Genomic DNA, 18,374 nt, shown 5'->3' with positions numbered 1-18,374 from the left:
CGCTCCCGGACGGCCCGGTGTTGCCGGCGTTACTCCAGGTTCGCCAGCACGTGCTCCGCGCTCGAGACCTTGAACTCGCCCGGGGCCTCGACGAACAGCTGCTTCACCACGCCGCTCTCGGCGTACAGCGCGAAGCGCTTGGCGCGGGTGCCCATGCCATAGGCGCTGGCGTCCATTTCCAGCCCCAGCGCGCGGGCCAGGTCGCCGTTGCCGTCCGACAGCATCAGCATGCCTTCGGGCACGTCCAGGCTGTCGCCCCAGGCCTTCATCACGAACGGGTCGTTGACCGCCATGCAGGCGACGTCGATCCCGCGGGCACGGAATTCGTCGAAATGCTTGACGAAACCCGGCAGGTGCCGCTCCGAGCAGGTCGGGGTGAAGGCGCCGGGAACGGCGAACAGCACCACCTTCTTGTCGTCGAACAGGGTCGGGGTGTCGATGGTCTGGATGCCGTCATCGATGTGCTTGAGCACGACTTCGGGGATCGGATCGCCGGGCTGGATGGGCATGCAGGTGTCCTGTGAGGGTTGACTGAACGCAGTCTAGCGTTTCCGCGTTACGGCGGCGGCAAATGCCCTTGAAAGGCGGTGCCGGCGGACCTAGCTGAGGGGCATCCGGCCGCGACGGCCGTATCACAGCAAACGGAGACATTTCGATGAGACATTCGGTCCGCCACCCGCAGTGGCCGATCCAGTCCTCGATGCAGGACGAGATCCGCCAGGTTTTCAACCAGTTCTTCAACAACGAGGACGGACAGGACGAATCGTCCGTCGTCACCAGCCAATGGATGCCGCGTGTGGACATCAAGGAGGAGGATGGCCGCTTCGTGATCTTTGCCGACCTGCCGGGCGTCGATCCGCAGCAGGTCGAGGTGCTAATGGACAAGGGCATCCTCAGCATCCGCGGTGAGCGCAGCTCCGAAACCGACGGGGAAAACGCTCGCTTCTCGCGGGTCGAGCGCCGCACCGGCAGCTTCCACCGCCGCTTCGCGCTGCCCGACAGCGCCGATCCGGAAGGCATCACCGCCAACGGCCACAACGGGGTGCTGGAGATCAGCATTCCCAAGCGTCCGGAAACCACCCCGCGGCGCATCCAGGTCGGGCCGGGCAGCAGCGTGCGGCAGTAACGACGCCGCAGCACGGCTCCAGATCCGGCCGCTTGTCCTGTCACGGCCTGCAGGCGTGCTTGCAGGCCGTGACGTTTGTGGGATCCTCGGGCCCGGCGGCGAAGGTCGTCGGGCGCCGGCGTTGGTCGGCGCACCCTCCGGCCACGGCCCCGATCCAGGCGCAAGGTGAAGCATGCAGTTCAAGGACTACTACGACATCCTCGGCGTCGAGCCGAGTGCGGGCGACGCGGAAATCAAGACCGCCTATCGCCGCCAGGCGCGCAAATACCATCCCGACGTCAGCAAGGAACCGGGCGCCGAGGAGCGGTTCAAGGCGGTCAACGAGGCTTACGAGGCACTGCGCGATCCGCAGAAGCGCAGTGCCTACGATCAGCTGCGCGCCCGCGGCTATCGTCCCGGCGACGAGGTGCAGCCGCCGCAGGGCGGCTTCGGCCAGGGCGGGCCCGGCGGCGGTGCCGACTTCGACGAGATCTTTGCCGGTGGCGGCGCCGGCGGCGGTTTCAGCGATTTCTTCGAGGAGTTGTTCGGCCATCGCCGGGGCGGGGGCGGTCCGCGTGCCGGCCACGGACAGCCGCGCGGAGACAGTCGCGCGCGTCTGGCAGTGCCGCTGGAGGCGGTGTACGAAGGCCGCGCCATCCGCATCGCGGTCAATGACAAGGCGCTGGAGGTGCGGATCCCGAAAGGCGTGCGGCCGGGCCAGCTGATCCGCCTCAAGGGGCAGGGGGCCGGCGGCCAGGGCGATCTGCTGCTGGAGATCGAATATGCCGCGCATCCGAATTTCGAGGTCGACGGCGTCAATATCGTCCACGTCCTGCCGGTGGCGCCCTGGGAGGCGGCGCTCGGAGCGACCGTCAGCGTGCCGACGCTCGGTGGGCCGGTGGAGCTGAAGATCCCGCCCGATTCCGAGGCCGGGCGCAAACTGCGCCTGCGCGGCCGCGGCCTGCCTGGTGCGCGCGGCGCCGCGGCCGGGGACCAGATCGTGGAACTCGAGGTGCTGGCGCCGCGCGCGGAGAACGAGGCGCAGCGCAAGGCCTATCGCGACCTGCAGGACGCCTTCGGCGCCGGTTGGCGACGGGCGTGATTCGACCGATGTGGGGTCCCGCCGACGTGATCGGCCGGTGCGATCCAACCGCCGTGGTTCAGCCCGCGACGGGCGCTTGCGGCTTGGCGGAACCGGCGTCGCCGGCGGTGAGGATGCTGGCGATCACGTCCGACAGCTCGCTCTCGCTGAAGGGCTTGGTGAGATAGCCGCGCGCACCCTGGCGCATACCCCAGATGCGGTCGGTTTCCTGGTCCTTGGTGGTGACCAGCACGACCGGGATGTGCCGGGTGCTGGGCTCGCGGGTGATCGCGCGGGTCGCCTGGAACCCGTTGAGGTTCGGCATCACCACGTCCATCAGGATCAGGTCCGGGAGTTCGCGCTTGGCGGCGTCGACGCCGGCCTGGCCGTCTTCGGCCGGCAGCGCTTCATGGCCGAGCTTTTCCACGATCCGGCGGATGCCGGCCAGTTGCGAAGGCGAGTCGTCGACGATCAGGATGCGCGCCATGGTATTCCCCGGATTCAACGTGAGGATTGTAACTGCGGTGCCGGCGCCCGCAAGCGACAGTACCGCCCGCGTCCGTACGGTGCGGGTCCCGCCCAGACGAATCAACCGCCTGCGTCACGGAATTGAAGCGGATCGTGGCGACGGCGCCGTCGCGTCTCAGCCGATTGTGACCAGCGTCCGCCCGAGCGAGTCCCCGGCCAGCATGCGCGCGAACACCTCGGGCAGTTGCTCGAGCGGCGCCTCGCGGGTGCAGATGCGGTCGAGGTGGCACGGCTTCCAGTCGGACGCGAGCCGGCGCCAGACCTCGTCGCGGATCCCGCGCGCGGTGCCGGCCGAGGCGACGCCGAGCAGCGAGACGCCGCGGATGATGAACGGCATCACCGTGGCCGGCAGGTCGTGGCTGGCCGCGAGCCCGGCGCTGGCGACGTTGCCGTAGGGCGCGGTCTGCGCGAGCAGGCTGGTCAGCATGGGGCCGCCGACGTTGTCGAGGCCGCCGCCGAAGCGCACCGATTCCATCGGCCGCGCGGTCGCCAGCGCATCGCGACCAAGCACCGCATCGGCGCCAATCGCCCGCAGGTAGCCAGCGTGTTCCGGCTTGCCGCTGATCGCATGTACCTGGTAGCCGGCGCTGCTGAAGATGTCGACCGCCAGCGAACCGACGCCGCCGGTGGCGCCGGTCACCGCCAGCGGGCCGAGGTCCGGCGTCTGCCGGTTCTCGCTCATGCGCAGCAGTGCCAGCGCTGCGGTGAAGCCGGCGGTGCCCACGATCATGCTCTCGCGCAGGTCGAGCCCGTCCGGCAGTGGAATCACCCAGCGCGACTCGAGGCGGACGTATTCGGAGTAGCCGCCGTCGCGGGTCTCGCTCAGGCCGCAGCCGGTGACCAGTACGGCATCGCCTTCCTTGAACGCCTTGTCGCTCGAGGCGACGACATGGCCGGCGACATCGATGCCGCCGACCAGCGGGAAGCGCCGCAGGATCTTGCCCTGCCCGGTGCCGGCGAGGGCATCCTTGTAGTTGACCGAGGAATACGCGGCCTTGATCACGACTTCGCCGGGTGCGAGCTCGTCCAGCGAAACGTCCTCGATGCCGCTGCGATAGCCGGCGTCGTCATTGTGGATGCGAAAGGCGCGGAAGGTGGATGGAATAGAGGCCATCATGTTTCGAATCCGTCATCCCGGCGAAGGCCGGGATCCAGAAAGCCGATTCTGCGTCAGTCGAGGTGCACGCGAAAGCCCGACAGGCTTCACGACGAACCGCGATGGTTCCAGATCCGTCATCCCGGCGAAGGCCGGGATCCAGAAAGCTGATGCTGCGTCAGTCGAGGTGCACGCGAAAGCCCGACAGGCTTCACGACGAACCGCGACGGTTCCAGATCCGTCATCCCGGCGAAGGCCGGGATCCAGAAAGCCGACGCTGCGTCAGTCGAGGCGCATGCGAGAGCCTGACGGGCTTCACGACGAACCGTGATGGTTCCAGATCCGTCATCCCGGCGAAGGCCGGGATCCAGAGAGCCGACGCTGCGTCAGTCGAGGCGCATGCGAGAGCCCGACAGACTTCGTGACGAGCTGCGATGGTTGCCTAAGCGATCTCCGGATAAAGATCCCGCCACTGCGGATTCGCCGACTCGATCAATCGCAGCTTCCACGCACGCTTCCACTCCTTGAGCGCCTTCTCCCTACGGATCGCCGACTCCATGGTTGGGTGGGGTTCGTACCAAACCAGTACGTGCACGCGATGGCGCTGCGTGAAACCCGCAACGAGATCGTGCTTGTGCTGCCAGATTCGCGCCGGCAGATCGGACGTTACACCGATGTAGAGCGTGCCGTTGCGTCGGCTCGCGAGAATGTAAACGCAGGGAGTCCTTTCCCCCATGAGGGTGTCCTATCGTCCATGGGACAAGCCGGCTTCCAGCCGTTCGCAGAGTCTCGCGCAGCTTGCGGGTGCTGACAACGCGCGGGCCTGGATCCCGGCCTGCGCCGGGATGACGGGGCAGAGCGCGGATTGGCGCAACGTCCGCCGCCGTGCGGCGGGATCGCTCAGCGCAGCGCCCGGCGGCGCTTCTCGTCCAGCCATTTCGACGCCTGCGCCGGCTCATAGCCGCGCATCCAGGCGAGCAGGGCGTCGATATCGTCGCCGGTCCACAGGTCGGCGCGCTGGTCCGGGTGCAGGAAACGCTGCTCGACCATGCGGTCCATCATCGCGATCAGCGGCGACCAGAAACCGGCGATGTCCAGGAACGCACAGGGCTTGCGGCCGATGCCCAGCTGGCGCCAGGTCAGCATCTCCACGATCTCTTCCAGCGTGCCGAAGCCGCCGGGCAGGGCGACGAAGCCGTCGGCCAGATCGAACATGCGCGACTTGCGCTCGTGCATCGAGCCGACGATCTCCAGTTGGGTGACGCCGCGATGCGCGACCTCCCAGTCGACCAACTGCTGCGGGATCACGCCCGTCACCTCACCGCCGGCCTCGAGCACGGCATCGGCGACGGTGCCCATCAGGCCGATGTTGCCGCCACCGTAGACCAGACGGATGCCGTCCTCCGCCAGGCGCGTCCCCAGTGCGATGGCGCGCTCGGTGTAGACCGGTTCGCTGCCGGCGTTGGAACCACAGTAGACGCAGAGGCTTTTCATTGGATGGTGATTGGTGATTCGTGATTGGTGATTCGCAAAAGCGAACGCCGAGCTTATGCCCGGCGTTCAGCAACTCCAAAGGCGTTCGGGAGTGATGCGCCGCTTTCACGAATCACGAATCACCAATCCCGAATCACGGCTTCAGTTCGTCTTATGAATCGCCCGCTTGTCCAGCGCCATCGCAGCATCGTGGATCGCTTCGGACATGGTCGGGTGCGCATGGCAGATGCGCGCCAGGTCGTCGGCCGAGCCCTTGAATTCCATCGTCAGCACGCCCTCGTGCACCAGCTCCGAGACGTTGGCGCCGACCAGGTGCAGGCCGAGCACGCGGTCGGTCTCCGCGTGCGCGATGACCTTGACCATGCCCGCCGGCTCGCCCATCGCCACCGCGCGGCCAAGCGCCGCGAACGGGAAGGTGCCGACTTTGTACGGGACGTCCTCGTCCTTGAGCTGCTGCTCGGTGCGGCCGACCCAGGCGACTTCCGGCTCGGTGTAGATCACCCACGGCACGGTCTCGAGGTTGACGTGGCCGGGCAGACCGGCGATCAGCTCGGCCACGGCGATGCCCTCCTCGAAGCCCTTGTGCGCCAGCATCGGTCCGCGTACGCAGTCGCCGATCGCCCAGACGCCGTCGACGCCGGTGTGGCAGTGTTCGTCCACCTCGATGCGGCCGCGGTCGTCGAGCTTCACGCCGGTGCCGTTGGCCAGCAGGCCCTTGCTCGCGGCCTTGCGGCCCACCGAGACCAGCAGCTTGTCGAAGACCAGGCTCTGCTCGCCGTCCTTGTCCTCGAAGGTGACGTGGACTTCGGTCTTCTTGCCCTTCTTCTTGACCTCGGTCTTGCCGACCTTGGCGCCCAGCTTGATGTCCAGGCCCTGCTTCTTGAATTCCTTGGCGGCGATCTTGGCGATATCAGCGTCGGCGGCGGCGAGAAAATCGGGCAAGGCCTCGAGCACGGTGACCTCGGCGCCCAGACGGCGCCACACGCTGCCCAGTTCCAGCCCGATCACGCCGGCGCCGATCACGCCCAGGCGCGCGGGCACCTCGGTGAAGTCGAGCGCGCCGACGTTGTCGACGATGTTCTCGCCGTCGAACTTCGCGAACGGCAGTTCGATCGAGTCGGAACCCGCGGCGATGATCACATTGGTCGCCTTGAGCTCGGCCTCGCTGTCGTCGTGTTGCTTCACCTTGACCACGCGGTCCGGATGCAGCGTGGCGAAGCCGTAGTACGGCGTCACTTTGTTGGCCTTGAACAGCATCGCGATGCCGCCAGTGAACTGCTTCACGATCTTGTCCTTGCGCCCGACCATGGCGCCGACGTCGATCTTGGCATCCTTGAAGCTGATGCCGTGGTCGCCGAACAGGTGGCCCATGTTCCAGTATTGGCGCGAGGAATCGAGCAGCGCCTTGGACGGGATGCAGCCCACCCGCAGGCAGGTGCCGCCCAGCGCCGGCTTGCCGTCCTTGCCCAGCGCGGCGTCGACACAGGCCACCTTCATGCCCAGCTGCGCGGCGCGGATGGCGGCGTGGTAGCCGGCGGGGCCGGCGCCGATGACGATGACATCGAATTGTTCGCTCATGCTTCGCTCACAACGGGAATGGGGAATGGGGAATCGGGAATGGGAAGAGCGGTAACATGGGGCCGGAAGCTGCTCTTCCGATTCCCGATTCCCGATTCCCGATTCTCCATTCCCGATGCTGCTCGGCATCACATGCCGAGCAGCATCCTGTGCGGATTCTCAAGCTGATTCTTGATGTCGACCAGGAACAGCACCGCGTCCTTGCCGTCGATGACGCGATGGTCGTAGGACAGGGCGATGTACATCATCGGCGCGGCGACCACCTGGCCGTCCTTGACGACGGCGCGCTCCTTGATCGTGTGCATCCCGAGGATCGCCGACTGCGGCGGGTTGACGATCGGGGTCGACATCAGCGAGCCGAAGGTGCCGCCGTTGGTGATGGTGAAGGTGCCGCCCTGCAGGTCCTCGAGCTTCAGCCCGCCCTCGCGCGCGGCCTTGGCGAAGTCGGCGATACCCTGTTCGATCTCGGCAAAGCCCATGCGCTCGACGTTGCGCAGCACCGGCGTGACCAGGCCGCGGTCGGTGGAGATCGCCACCGAGATGTCGGCATAGCCGTGGTAGATGATGTCGTCGCCGTCGACCGAGGCGTTGACCACCGGGTGGCGCTGCAGTGCGTTGGCGGCGGCCTTGGCGAAGAAGCTCATGAAGCCGAGCTTGATGCCGTGCTCCTTCTGGAACTGTTCACCCAGTTCCTTGCGCAGCACCATCACCTTGCCCAGGTCGACCTCGTTGAACGAGGTCAGCATGGCGATCGAATTCTTCGAGTGCATCAGGCGCTCGGCGATGCGCTTGCGGATGCGGGTCATCGGCACGCGTTCTTCCGGACGCGCGCCGCCCGACACACCCGCGGTCTTGCCGGAGGCGTAGTTGAGCAGGTCCTCCTTGGTCACCGCGCCGCGGCGGCCGGTGCCTTCGACCTGCGCGGCATCGATGCCTTCCTTCTCGGCGGTGAAGCGTGCGCCGGGCGGCAACTGGTCGGAGGAGGGCGCGGCTTGCTTGGTTTCCTTCTTGGCCATCTGCGGGCCTTCCTGCTTGGCCGCCTTGACCTCGTCCGTTTCGTCCTTGGTGGTCGACGCTGCCTCGTCGGCGTCGGACTTGCCGTCTTCCTGCTTCTTTTCCTCTTTTTTCTCGTTCTTCTTCGGCGCCTCGGCGGCGGCGCCTTCCTCGATGACGGCGATCACCTGCGAGCTGGTCACGGTGGCGCCTTCCTCGAACTTGAGCTCCTTGATCACGCCGTCGACGGTCGAGGGCACCTCGAGCACGACCTTGTCGGTCTCCAGGTCGACGATGTTCTCGTCGCGCTTGACCGCGTCGCCGGGCTTCTTGTGCCAGCTGGCGATGGTGGCGTCGGCGACGGATTCTGGCAGGACGGGGACCTTGATTTCAGTGGCCATGGGGCGGCTTCCTGGGAAAGCGGTGTGGGGTGGGAATCATTCGGCGGCGACCTTGCCCTTGAGCGGGTTCACCAGCGCGTCGGCGATCAGTTGCTTCTGCTCCTCGACGTGGTCATTGAAGTGACCGACCGCCGGCGACGGCGAGCGCGGCCGGCCGGCGTAGTGCAGCTTCTGACCGGACGCGAGGCAGGCGTCGAGGTGGTGCTTGATCTGGTACCAGGCGCCCTGGTTCTGCGGCTCTTCCTGGCACCAGACCAGGCCGACGCCCTTGCCGTAGCGCTTGAGCTCGGCGGCGAGCGTTTCGCGCGGGAACGGGTACAGCTGCTCGATGCGGATCAGCGCCACGTTGTCGAGCGACTGCTTGCGCTGTTCCTCGAGCAGGTCGTAGTAGACCTTGCCGGAGCAGGCGACCACGCGCTTGACCTGTTTCGGGTCGGCCTCGTCGGCGATCAGGTGCCTGAACTCGCCATCGGACAGGTCCTGCAGCGGCGAGGCCGCCAGCTTGTGCCGCAGCAGCGACTTCGGCGTCATCACCACCAGCGGCTTGCGGGTCTTCATGCACAGCTGGCGGCGGATCATGTGGAACGCCTGCGCCGAGGTGGTCGGCACGCAGACGAACATGTTCTCCAGCGCGCACAGCTGCAGGAAGCGCTCCAGGCGCGCGGAGCTGTGCTCGGGCCCCTGGCCCTCGTAGCCGTGCGGCAGGAACAGGGTCAGCCCGCTCAGGCGCTGCCACTTGGCCTCGCCGGAGGAGACGAACTGGTCGATCACCACCTGCGCGCCGTTGGCGAAGTCGCCGAACTGCGCCTCCCAGATGTCGAGCGTGCCGGGCTCGGAGGTGGAATAGCCGTACTCGAACGCCATCACCGCTTCCTCGCTGAGCAGCGAGTCGATGATGGTGGCGTCCTCGGGATTCTTCACCAGCTGCTGCAGCGGGATGTAGTCCTCGCCGCTGTTCTGGTCGTGCAGCACCGCATGGCGGTGGAAGAAGGTGCCGCGGCCACTGTCCTGGCCGACCAGGCGCAGCTTGTGGCCTTCGTCGAGCAGGGTGGCGTAGGCGAGGTTCTCGGCGAAGCCCCAGTCGCCGGGGATCTCGCCGGCGGCCATCTTGCGGCGTTCCTCGTAGACCTTGGCGACGCGGGCATGCAGGGTGATGTTGTCGGGAACCTCGTTGATCGCCTTTGCCAGCGCCCGCAGCTTGTCGGCGGGAACGCGGGTGTCGACCGGATCGTCGATCCTGCCGGAGAGATAGGGGCCCCAATCGATGGTGAGGTCGTAGTCGTCCGGATTGGCGTCGGCCAGTTCGGTGGTGAATTCGCCGGCATCGAGCTTGTCGCGGAAACCGTCGACGATCGCCTTGGCCTCGTCCTCGGCCACGACGCCGGCCTCGATCAGGCGTGCCGTGTAGAGCTCGCGCGGCGTCTTGTGCTTGCGGATGCTCTGGTACATCAGCGGCTGGGTGGCGGCCGGCTCGTCGGACTCGTTGTGGCCGTGGCGCCGATAGCAGACCAGGTCGATCACCACGTCCTTGCCGAACTGCTGGCGGAACGCGTAGGCGAGCTCCATGCAGAACACCACGGCTTCCGGATCGTCCGCGTTCACGTGCAGCACCGGCGCGCCGACCATCTTCGCGACGTCGGTGCAGTACAGGGTGGAGCGGGCGTCCTGGCGGTCGCTGGTGGTGAAGCCGAGCTGGTTGTTGATCACCACGTGCAGAGTGCCGCCGACCGCGAACCCGCGCGCCTGCGACATCTGGAACAGCTCCATCACCACGCCCTGGCCGGCGAACGCGGCGTCGCCGTGCAGCAGCACCGGCAGCACGATCTTGCGCGCCTTGTCGCCGCGGCGGTGCTGGCGCGAGCGCACGCTGCCCACCACCACCGGGTCGACGATCTCCAGGTGCGAGGGGTTGAAGGCGAGGGCCAGGTGGACTGGCCCGGACGGGGTCTGCACGTCGGCCGAGAAGCCCATGTGGTACTTGACGTCGCCGGTGTGCGCCGGATCGTCGCTGGGCTTGTGCTCGAACTTGCCCTCGAACTCGTCGAACAGCTTGCGCGGCGACTTGCCCAGGGTGTTGACCAGCACGTTGAGGCGGCCGCGGTGGGCCATGCCGATGACGATGTCCTTGACCCCGTCGCTGCCGGCGCGCCGGATCAGGGTGTCCAGCAGCGGGATCAGCGCATCGCCGCCTTCCAGCGAGAAGCGCTTCTGGCCGACGTATTTGGTGTGCAGGTAGCGCTCGAGGCCCTCGGCCGCGGTCAGGCGCTCGAGGATGCGCTTGCGGGTTTCGGCGCCGGGATCGAAGCGGCCACCGGCGCGCTCCAGGCGTTCGTACAGCCAGCGGCGCTGTTCGGCGTCGGTGATGTGCATGAACTCGGCGCCGATCGGCCCGGTGTAGGTGGCCTTGAGCAGTGCCAGCAGGTCGCGCAGGCGCATGCGCTCGCGTCCGCCCACGCCGCCGGTGCTGAACTCACCGTCGAGATCGGCGTCGGAGAGATTATGGAAGGGCAGGCCGAGGTCAGGCGGGTTGACCGGCGGCGACAGGCCGAGCGGATCGAGTTGCGCGCCCAGGTGGCCGCGCGAGCGGTAGGCGGTGATCAGGCGGCCGACATGGCGCTCGCGCTCGTCGGCGCCGCTGCCGGCCTGGCCGCGCGCCGCGCGTCGGCCGGCCTCGGCCACCGCTTCGCGTACCGCCGAATGCGGCACATCGCCGGCCTCGCGGCCCTCGAACGCGTCGAACCAGGTTTTCCACTTCGGCCCGACGCTGTCGGGGTCGACCAGGTATCGCTCGTACAGTTCTTCGATGTAGGCGGCGTTGGCGCCGAACTGGGAAGACTGCGCAAACTGCTTGAGAAGACTGTCCACGTCTGGCGTATGGGGCTCGTAGGGGGAGGCGGGCGCCCGCGCCGGGTGCTCCGGTGCGGAGGTGCGGCGACCGCCGCAAAGCGGACGCATGAAGTCGCTGATTATAGCCGTAGCGCCGGTTGCGGTGCGACCGGCTACCGAGCTGTCGATGGCGGCAGGTCAGCCGGCGTTGCCCGGTTCGAAAACAGCGTTCACAGCCCCAGCGCGCGCAGTTCGCCACACGGCCGCGCGCGCTCCCAGACCGGCTTGAAGGCCTCGACCAGCTGGCGTGCGCGACCGGCGCCATGGCGTTCGCATTCGCCGTCGAAGCGGTGGCCGAGACCGCGGAAGTAGTAGCCGCCGCTGTCATTGACGACGAAAGCCGAGGCATAGGCGCGGTCGACCGGATCCTCCACCTGGCGGAACAGGAACGTACTCGGCAGCCGCTGCGCCAGGGGCAGCAGCGGCGCGTGCGCCCGTTGCGCGGCCGCCGCGTCCTGCAGCAGCAGGCGGACCTCGCCGCCGCGCTCGCGCACCGCGAACGCGCGCAGCGCCTCCAGCACTGTGGGATCGTCGAACAGTCCGGGATCGAGTTCGCGGCTGTAGACCCACAGGTGTCGCCGTGCTCCGGCTACGAGGTCCACGGTGGCCGTCACGGCGTCTTCACGATTTTCGATGGTCTGTGGCCGGGCGAGCGCCCGCCGCATGGTCTGGTGCTCGATGCCGGCTTCCTGGAAGCGCTCGCCGACCGGGACGAATCCGTGCCGGGTATAGAACGCGATCGCCCCCGCCTGTGCGTGCAGCACGACTTCCTTCAGCCCGCGCTCGCGCGCGATGCGCAGCAGCGCCTGCAGCAGCGCGGCGCCGACACCGCGGTCGCGCCAGTCGGCCAGTACCGCCATGCGCCCGATCCTGCCGGCGTCGTCCATGCGCCCGGTGCCGATCGGGCGGCCGCCGGCGTCGCGGGCCAGGACATGCGCGCACAACGGGTCGGTGGCGTCCAGCTCCAGTTCCGGCGGGACCTGCTGTTCGCGTACGAACACGGTTTCGCGCACGGCGCGCAGATCGGCCGAGGCGGCGGCATAGTCCACGGCCTCGACCCGAAACGGTGCGTCCGCAGCGTTCGTGCTCATGGCGCCGGCTCGTCCTCGTCGCCGTCGTCGCCTCCGGGCGGCAGCAGACGGTAGTGCCCCTGTGCGAGCAGGGCGAACACCGCATCGCGGCCGGTTTCGGAGAGCGCGCCGTAGAGCTGCGCATCGATGCCGGCGGCGGCGGCGATCCGCGCCGCGTCGCGCGCCGGCAGCGGCAGGTCCTGGCCGGCCACGTACAGCCGCGCCTCGCGCCCGCTGCGCCGCCAGGCCATGCGCGTGAACGGATGGCGGTGCAGCGTGCCGCCCTGCTGCAGGTCCCATTCGACCTCGATGCGCGAGCGCGACTCCCCGGACGGCGCGGCCTCGCCGCCGGCGCGGTAGAGGGTGATGAAACGCCCGAACCAGTCGCCGAGACGGTCGGGATCGTTCATCCGCAGCAGGTTCAGCGCCTCGACCACGCGGTTCATCGCCGCGGCGTCGATCTCGTGGGGGTCGCGCGGCGGCGCCAGGTCGGAGTCGCGGTAGCGCAGGCGGTCGTCGGCCTCGGAGATCATCGCGTCGACCCAGTCGCCCATCAGCTCGGCGGCCGACGGCGCGCGCATGCCGATCGAGAAGGTCAGGCACGGGTCCTCGGCGACGCCGTGGTGCGGCACGCCCGGCGGCAGGTACAGCATGTCGCCGGGGCCGAGTACCCAGTCGTGGGTGGGGGCGAAGCGCTGCAGCAGCTTGAGTTCGGTGTCCAGGCGGAAGTGCACCGGCGGGTCCGGGCGGTCGTCGATCTGCCAGCGGCGATGGCCCTGTGCCTGCAGCAGGAACACGTCGTACTGGTCGACATGGGCGCCGACCGAGCCGCCCGGCGCGGCGAAGCTGACCATGATGTCGTCGATGCGCCAGCGCGGCAGGAAATCGAACGCGGGCAGCAGCGCGGCGACATCGGCGTCCCACTTGTCGACGTCCTGCACCAGCAGGCTCCAGTCGTGGTCGGGCAGGCCGGGGAACAGCGATTCCGGGAACGGCCCCTGCCGCAGCAGCCAGCGGTCGCGGTCGCGTTCGTGGGCGACGATGCGCGCCAGCACGCCGTCCTCGCAAGCCAGGCCGGCGAGGTCTTCCGGGGTGATCGGGGAGACGAAATCCGGGAACGCGTTGCGGATCAGCAGCGGCCGCTTCTGCCAGTAGTTCTCCAGAAACTCCGCCGGTGGCAGGCCCAGCGGCGGCAGTGCGGCGGCATCGATTTCGATCGGGGGTGAACGCATGCGCACAAGCCTACGTGATCGGGCAAGCGGTGCGAAGCGGAGCGCCTCCTGTAGGAGGGGCTTCAGCCCCGACACCGCGCCAGGTGATGGTAGAGGCTCTTCGCCGTTGTTTTCCGTCGCAACGCACGGCAGCGCGTTCATCATGACCGTTGCCGGTGGAACTGCCTGGTGCGGTCGGGGCTGAAGCCCCTCCTACAGGGGCGGCGGCGAGCAGGATGACGTGGTCCGGGGCTCAGCCGGTGGCGATCTCGTCGTAGCCGCGGCCGAGGAACTGCAGCAGGCACCAGCCGTGGCCGAAGGGATCGGCCAGTTGCACGATCCGGCCCCAGCTGCCTTCGCGAATATCGCCTTCCCGGCGTGCGCCGGCGGCGAGGGCACGGGCCAGTGCGGCGTCGAGATCATCGACCACCACGTCGCAGTGGAGCGGACTCCAGTGACGTGCATAGCTCCGCCTGGCCGTGCCCGCGCCGATGCTGTCGGCGTCCTTCTTCAGCAGGTAGATCGGCGCCTGAGCGCCGAGCAGCTCGAGCACGCCCTCGCCGATCCGGCGTGCGGGCCTGAGCCCGAACGCTTCGCAATAAAAGCGTTTGGCCCGGGCCAGGTCGTCGACATCGATGTTGATCAGCAGGTGCATGCGCAGGTTTGCTGCCCGAAACGCGTAATTTACCGCCGTCGTGCGCTCAGGGGCGGTCGCCATCCTTGCGTCGGAACCCGGCGGGTCGAAATCGCTGATGGCCGTCTTTCGCGGGCACGACCGATGGTGGGCGATCGGCGCGCCGCGACATCAGCGGCCCTCGGTCAGCGATCCCGGCTCAGATCTGCTTCGCCAGCCGCTCGGCCAGGCCTGTATAGGTCCCGGGGGTGAGTGCCAGCAGGCGCCGCCGCGCGTCCTCCGGCAGCGCGAGCGACTCGATGAAGCCGCGCATCGAGTCGGCGTCGATGCCGCGGCCGCGGGTCAGCGCCTTGAGCTGCTCGTAGGGATTGGGCAGGCCGTGGCGGCGCATCACCGTCTGCACCGCCTCGGCCAGCACCTCCCAGGCGGCGTCGAGGTCGGCCTGCAGCCGCGCCTCGTCGACGGCGAGCTTGTCGAGGCCGCGCAGCAGCGCGTCGACGCCCACCAGGGCGTGGCCGAAGGCGGTGCCCAGCCCGCGCAGCACGGTGGAGTCGGTGAGGTCGCGCTGCCAGCGGCTGACCGGCAGCTTGGCGGCGAAGTGTTCGAACAGCGCGCTGGCGACGCCGAAGTTGCCCTCGGCGTTCTCGAAGTCGATCGGGTTGACCTTGTGCGGCATGGTCGAGCTGCCGATCTCGCCTTCCTTCATCGTCTGGCGGAAGTAGCCGAGCGAGATATAGCCCCAGAGGTCGCGGCACAGGTCGATGCAGATGCTGTCGATGCGGCGCTGCGCGTCGCACAGCTCGGCGATGCCGTCGTGCGGCTCGATCTGGGTGGTATAGGGCTGCCAGTCGAGCCCGAGCGAATGCACGAAGCGCTCGGCGAACGCCGGCCAGTCGACATCCGGATAGGCGGCCACGTGCGCGTTGTAGTTGCCCACCGCGCCGTTGATCTTGCCCGGCATGCGTGCGCCGGCCAGGGTCTCGCCCTGGCGCTGCAGGCGCGCGACCACGTTGGCCAGCTCCTTGCCCAGGGTGGTCGGCGAGGCGGTCTGGCCGTGGGTGCGCGAGAGCATCGGCAGGGCCGCATGCGCATGCGCCATCGCGCGCAGCTTCTCGATCAGGGCGTCGAGCTTCGGCAGCAGCACCTGCTGGCGGGCGTCGCCCAGCATCAGCGCGTACGACAGATTGTTGATGTCCTCGCTGGTGCAGGCGAAATGGACGAATTCGAGCGCCGCGGCGAGATCCGGCTGGCCCTGCAGCCGCTCCTTGATGAAGTATTCGACCGCCTTGACGTCGTGGTTGGTGGTGCGCTCGATCTCCTTGACCCGCGCCGCGTCGGCGACCGAGAAATCGTCGACCAGGCGGCGCAGTTTCGTGCGCCGGGCCTGGTCGAAGGCCGGCAGTTCGACGATGGCTGGATGGGCGGCGAGCGCCAGCAGCCACTCCACCTCGACCCGGACCCGGGCGCGGATCAACCCGTACTCGGAGAAGATCGGGCGCAGCGCATCGACCTTGCCGGCATAGCGGCCGTCGAGCGGGGACAGGGCGAGCAGGCGTGATTCTGCCGGTGCGTCGACCGGGCTGGCGGGAGCGGACATGAGGCGGCGACTCTGGCGGTGTGGCGAAACCGCCAAGTTTACAGGCAGCGCCGATCCGGCGCCGCGGCGGGACATGTGGCACCCACGCCCGGCGTTAGGGCCAGCGTCGCGATGACGGCCCGGGCGCTAGACTGCCGCGCATCGACCGCTGCGGAGACGATCCATGGGCAAGCGAACATCACCGGCGCCCGCCACGCGCACCGAGCACGACAGCATGGGCGAACTGCAGGTGCCCGCCGATGCGCTGTGGGGCGCGCAGACCCAGCGCGCGGTGCAGAACTTCCCGATCTCGGGACGGCCGGTGCCGCGCGACTTCATCCGCGCGCTCGGCCTGATCAAGGCGGCCGCGGCCGAAGCCAACGCCGGGCTCGGGCTGCTGCCGAAAGGGCTGTCGCAGGCGGTGTGCAAGGCCGCGCTCGCCGTCGCCAACGGCGAGCACGACGCCCATTTCCCGATCGACATCTACCAGACCGGCTCCGGCACCTCGTCGAACATGAACGCCAACGAGGTGATCGCCACGCTGGCCTCGCGCGGCGGCAAGCCGGTGCACCCGAATGATCACGTCAACCTCGGCCAGAGTTCCAACGACGTGGTGCCGACCGCGATCCGCGTCGCCGCGCAGCTGGCGACCGTGGAGCACCTGCTGCCGGCGCTGAAGCATCTGCGCCGCACCATCGATCGCCGCGGGCGCGCCTTGAAGCAAGTGGTCAAGACCGGCCGCACCCACCTGATGGACGCGATGCCGCTGACGTTCGCGCAGGAGTTCGGCGCCTGGTCCGCGCAGCTGGCGTCGGCGCAGGCGCGGATCGAGGACAGCCTCAAGCGGTTGCGGCGCCTGCCCCTGGGCGGGACCGCGATCGGGACCGGCATCAATGCCGACCCGCGCTTCGGGCCGGCCGCGGTCAGGCGGCTGTCGCAGCACGCCGGGACCCGCTTCGAGAGCGCCGCCGACAAGTTCGAGGGCATCGCCGCGCAGGACGATGCGGTGGAACTGTCGGGCCAGCTCAATGTGCTGGCGGTGGCGCTGATGAAGATCGCCAACGACCTGCGCTGGATGAACTCCGGGCCGCTGGCGGGGCTGGGCGAGATCGAACTGCCGACGCTGCAGCCGGGCAGCTCGATCATGCCGGGCAAGGTCAATCCGGTGATCCCGGAGGCGACCTGCATGGTCTGCGCCCAGGTCATCGGCCATCACACCGCGATCACGGTGGCCGGGCAGAGCGGCAACTTCCAGCTCAACGTGATGCTGCCGCTGATCGCCGCCAACCTGCTCGAGTCGATCCACCTGCTGGGCAACGTGTCGCGCCTGCTCGCCGACAGCGCGATCGCCGCGCTGAAGGTGCGCAAGGACAGCGTGACCGCGGCGCTGGACCGCAACCCGATCCTGGTGACCGCGCTCAATCCGGTGATCGGCTACGAGCGGGGCGCCGCGATCGCCAAGCGCGCCTACCGTGAGCGCCGACCGGTGTTCGAGGTCGCGCTGGAGGACAGCGGCCTCGACGCGCAGGAACTGCGCCGGTTGCTGGATCCGGCCGCGCTCACCCGTGGTGGTGTTCAGGGCAGGAACGGGGGCGGCGCCTGAGGCCTGCCCACCGAGTTGGCGGGGCGTGCCGGGAACGGCGCGCGGATGATCAGGGATGGAACGCAGCCGCGCGGCGCGCGCCCGTGCCGGCGGAAACCGTGGCGCGTGGCCTGAATTCGGGCGTGATCTCCGCGAGGGTGTTCGGAATGCTCTCGAGCTCGCCGATCCTGATGCAAAGCGGTCGAAGCCGGGGATTGCTGAACGTCGCAGGCCAGCCGCCGGATCAGGCGGCCGGGCCGTCGAAGCGGTATCGCTCGCATGGCGAGCGAACGGTGGGTCAGCGTCCCGGCAGTTCGACCGTGCCGGTCACGCCGGAGTGGTTGACCGATCCGCTGCCCTTGGAGTGCAAGGTGAGATTGCCGCGAATGCCGCGGGTATCGACGTCGCCGGAACCGATCGAGCCGATGGTCACGTTGCCGTCGATGTCGCGCAGGTTGGCATCGCCGGAACCGATCGTGTCGATCGCGACATCGCCGCGCGCGCCGTCCAGCTCGAAATCGCCCGAGCCGATGCTGCCGACCTGGACCGCGCCACGGACGTTCCGCGCCTCGATGTCGCCGGAGCCGATTGACAGCACCTCGAGCGCGCCGATGTCATCGAAGGCGATGTCGCCGGAGCCGACCTTGGCCGTGGCCAGGCCTCGGATCTGCTTCGCCTCGACGTCGCCGGAGCCCACGTCCGCGCTCATCGCCGCGGCGCCGGTCAGCCAGGCATCGCCCGAGCCGACCTTCAATTGCACCAGTACATCGTCGGGAATCTGGCCGGACAGGTCCAGGTAGGCGTAGCTGTTGCCGAAGGAGAGGCTCAGTGCGCGCTCTTCTCGTTGCAGGCGGACCAGCAGCCGGTCGCCGCTCTTCTCCTGTTCGATCTGCAGCTGCGGCAGGCGCGCCGCGCTGGCCGCGCACGCGCGTCCGCGCAGCGTGGCGTCGGGGGTATCGGTCGCGTCGAGCCGCAGCTTGTGCGGACCGACATCGAACATCACGGTCTTCACGCCGGCGAGGTCGAGCTGCAGCTCGCGTGGTTCCGATTCCTTGCAACGGCCATCCTGGGCGGCGGCGGCGAGGGGCAGCAGGCAGGCGAGCAGGGTGGCGGTGGCGATGGCAGGTTTCATGCACGTG

At 68.5% G+C, this 18,374-nt stretch carries 16 protein-coding genes; 3 read left to right on the top strand and 13 right to left on the bottom strand.

Features of this window, described 5'->3' with window-relative positions; genetic code table 11:
* Positions 1-29: 29 nt before the first annotated feature.
* Positions 30-509, bottom strand: coding sequence for a peroxiredoxin (locus FXO19_RS03245; protein WP_149193596.1), 480 nt, complete (start codon positions 507-509; stop codon positions 30-32).
* A gap of 146 nt (positions 510-655) precedes the next feature.
* On the opposite strand from FXO19_RS03245, the gene FXO19_RS03240 reads away from it, so the two are divergent.
* A complete protein-coding gene (locus FXO19_RS03240; protein ID WP_149193595.1) occupies positions 656-1,126 on the top strand; it encodes an Hsp20/alpha crystallin family protein in 471 nt (156 codons plus the stop codon).
* A gap of 172 nt (positions 1,127-1,298) precedes the next feature.
* A complete protein-coding gene (locus FXO19_RS03235) occupies positions 1,299-2,207 on the top strand; it encodes a DnaJ C-terminal domain-containing protein (RefSeq protein WP_149193594.1) in 909 nt (302 codons plus the stop codon).
* Positions 2,208-2,265: 58 nt separating this feature from the next.
* On the opposite strand, the gene pilH is transcribed toward FXO19_RS03235, so the two are convergent.
* From pilH to purB, 11 genes are all read right to left on the bottom strand, one after another.
* Complete coding sequence (pilH, locus tag FXO19_RS03230) at positions 2,266-2,673, bottom strand: twitching motility response regulator PilH (RefSeq protein ID WP_149193593.1); 408 nt, start codon at positions 2,671-2,673, stop codon at positions 2,266-2,268.
* Positions 2,674-2,829: 156 nt separating this feature from the next.
* Positions 2,830-3,828 carry a YhdH/YhfP family quinone oxidoreductase gene (locus FXO19_RS03225; protein ID WP_149193827.1) on the bottom strand — a complete coding sequence of 333 codons (999 nt, stop codon included), beginning with the start codon at positions 3,826-3,828 and terminating at the stop codon, positions 2,830-2,832.
* Between the two features lie 424 nt (positions 3,829-4,252).
* Positions 4,253-4,546 carry a GIY-YIG nuclease family protein gene (locus FXO19_RS03220; RefSeq protein WP_149193592.1) on the bottom strand — a complete coding sequence of 98 codons (294 nt, stop codon included), beginning with the start codon at positions 4,544-4,546 and terminating at the stop codon, positions 4,253-4,255.
* A 164-nt stretch (positions 4,547-4,710) separates the two neighbouring features.
* Complete coding sequence (locus tag FXO19_RS03215; RefSeq protein ID WP_149193591.1) at positions 4,711-5,304, bottom strand: LOG family protein; 594 nt, start codon at positions 5,302-5,304, stop codon at positions 4,711-4,713.
* A gap of 141 nt (positions 5,305-5,445) precedes the next feature.
* Positions 5,446-6,882: a dihydrolipoyl dehydrogenase gene (gene lpdA / locus FXO19_RS03210; protein ID WP_149193590.1), complete on the bottom strand. Its 1,437-nt coding sequence runs from the start codon at positions 6,880-6,882 to the stop codon at positions 5,446-5,448.
* Positions 6,883-7,010: 128 nt separating this feature from the next.
* Positions 7,011-8,276, bottom strand: a complete 1,266-nt coding sequence (gene sucB, locus FXO19_RS03205) for a dihydrolipoyllysine-residue succinyltransferase (RefSeq protein ID WP_149193589.1) — start codon at positions 8,274-8,276, stop codon at positions 7,011-7,013.
* Between the two features lie 36 nt (positions 8,277-8,312).
* The gene (locus FXO19_RS03200; protein WP_149193588.1) at positions 8,313-11,141 is read right to left on the bottom strand and encodes a 2-oxoglutarate dehydrogenase E1 component; all 2,829 of its coding nucleotides are present in this window, start codon (positions 11,139-11,141) and stop codon (positions 8,313-8,315) included.
* A gap of 191 nt (positions 11,142-11,332) precedes the next feature.
* Entirely contained in the window at positions 11,333-12,253 is a 921-nt protein-coding gene (locus FXO19_RS03195; RefSeq protein WP_149193587.1) for a GNAT family N-acetyltransferase, read from the bottom strand.
* Entirely contained in the window at positions 12,250-13,464 is a 1,215-nt protein-coding gene (locus FXO19_RS03190) for a cupin domain-containing protein (protein ID WP_149193586.1), read from the bottom strand. The genes FXO19_RS03195 and FXO19_RS03190 overlap by 4 nt, the downstream gene beginning before the upstream one ends.
* Positions 13,465-13,696: 232 nt before the next feature.
* A complete protein-coding gene (locus tag FXO19_RS03185) occupies positions 13,697-14,098 on the bottom strand; it encodes a VOC family protein (RefSeq protein ID WP_149193585.1) in 402 nt (133 codons plus the stop codon).
* Positions 14,099-14,276: 178 nt separating this feature from the next.
* Positions 14,277-15,674 carry an adenylosuccinate lyase gene (gene purB, locus FXO19_RS03180; protein ID WP_149193584.1) on the bottom strand — a complete coding sequence of 466 codons (1,398 nt, stop codon included), beginning with the start codon at positions 15,672-15,674 and terminating at the stop codon, positions 14,277-14,279.
* Between the two features lie 163 nt (positions 15,675-15,837).
* On the opposite strand from purB, the gene FXO19_RS03175 reads away from it, so the two are divergent.
* Complete coding sequence (locus FXO19_RS03175) at positions 15,838-17,256, top strand: class II fumarate hydratase (RefSeq protein ID WP_149193583.1); 1,419 nt, start codon at positions 15,838-15,840, stop codon at positions 17,254-17,256.
* Positions 17,257-17,533: 277 nt separating this feature from the next.
* On the opposite strand, the gene FXO19_RS03170 is transcribed toward FXO19_RS03175, so the two are convergent.
* On the bottom strand, positions 17,534-18,367 hold the full coding sequence (locus FXO19_RS03170) for a GIN domain-containing protein (RefSeq protein WP_149193582.1): 834 nt from the start codon (positions 18,365-18,367) through the stop codon (positions 17,534-17,536).
* Positions 18,368-18,374: the final 7 nt, after the last annotated feature.

The organism is Luteimonas suaedae (assembly GCF_008312895.1).
Taxonomy (GTDB): domain Bacteria; phylum Pseudomonadota; class Gammaproteobacteria; order Xanthomonadales; family Xanthomonadaceae; genus Luteimonas; species Luteimonas suaedae.
Note: the sequence above shows the minus strand (reverse complement) of the source record. Positions and strands in the feature narration are given on the sequence as shown.